This is a genomic window from Propionivibrio pelophilus DSM 12018 (genome assembly GCF_059569095.1).
On the sequence record NZ_JCANUT010000148.1, the window covers coordinates 1 to 1,011 of the forward strand.

Annotated in this window: 3 protein-coding genes and 1 pseudogene; 2 read left to right on the forward strand and 2 right to left on the reverse strand. The window is 61.0% G+C overall.

The features are described 5' to 3' along the window. Positions 1-122: pseudogene (locus tag BO74_RS21140) on the reverse strand (IS91 family transposase); the annotation flags it as partial. Positions 123-236: 114 nt separating this feature from the next. Next, the gene (locus BO74_RS21145; RefSeq protein ID WP_496445385.1) at positions 237-494 is read right to left on the reverse strand and encodes a hypothetical protein; all 258 of its coding nucleotides are present in this window, start codon (positions 492-494) and stop codon (positions 237-239) included. Positions 495-659: 165 nt separating this feature from the next. Here BO74_RS21145 and BO74_RS21150 point away from each other — a divergent pair, with 165 nt between their 5' ends. Then, positions 660-860, forward strand: coding sequence for a hypothetical protein (locus BO74_RS21150; protein WP_496445386.1), 201 nt, complete (start codon positions 660-662; stop codon positions 858-860). After that, positions 857-1,011, forward strand: a 155-nt coding sequence (locus tag BO74_RS21155; protein ID WP_496445388.1) for a UvrD-helicase domain-containing protein, incomplete at its 3' end; no start/stop codon positions are given. The genes BO74_RS21150 and BO74_RS21155, both read left to right, overlap by 4 nt.

Below are 1,011 nucleotides of genomic sequence, written 5' to 3' on the forward strand. Positions count from 1 at the left end.
GTGCGCAAGGTTTCGGCGGTGGCGTGAAACAGGATGTCGTAGACCACGGCCTTGTTCTGGTACGCGATTGCCGCGATCTCCTCGGGTAGCGTAAAAACCACGTGAAAATAGTCCACGGGAACCCCCGCTGACACTGTTTGACCCTCCCTGACCCATCGCAACGATGGGATTTCAATCCCGAGCCGCACTGGCCCGGGATTTTTTTTACGCGTATCCGACGGAAACGTCGGCAAGGGCTACGGGGTTTCGCCCACGCACTTCTTCATGAAGGAGTTCTTCGCCGCACCGGCGAGCTTCTTGCCGTTCGCGCCGACCGCCTTGACCTCACAGGCGATCTTGATGTCGGCCTGGCATTTCTTGACGAACGCCGTTTTGGCGGCACCGGCCAACGGCTTGCCATCCTTGCTGAGGGCCTTGGCCTCGCAGCCGGCCAGTCCCTGCGCAAACGTCGCAGCGGAAAAGAGGGAGAACACGAGCGCGGCAATCAACTTCATGGCGAGTAGCTTTCTCTGGAGAACAAAACGGGGAAGGAGCAACGAAATACGCAACGATTCTCTACGGAGTTTTGTGACTCGGCAAGACAGGACGCCCTTGCATGGGGTCCAACTCCACGGCCAACGGAACTACTGTATATAATCACAGTATTCAAGGAATTCGCCATGCCCCAACCACACCGTTTCATCTGCCCCCACTGCCACACCCCGATCGATCCGACCCGCATGGAGCCGGCTCGGCATGGCGTGCAGGAGTACCGCATTTGCCCGGAGTGTGACGAGGCGATCGCGTTGGTCGCCGTGGCACCGCCCGAGCGGCACGATCCATTGTTCGTATCCCCCGATCAAGCGCCCTGCCCCGCATGAACGACGTGACGGTTACCGCGCCGGCCTATCTCGCCCGTCTCAACGACGCCCAGCGCGAGGCGGCGACCCACGGCATTGGCCCGGGAGGTGTCAGCGATCCCCTGCTGATCATTGCTGGCGCCGGCACGGGCAAGACCAACACCCTGGCGCA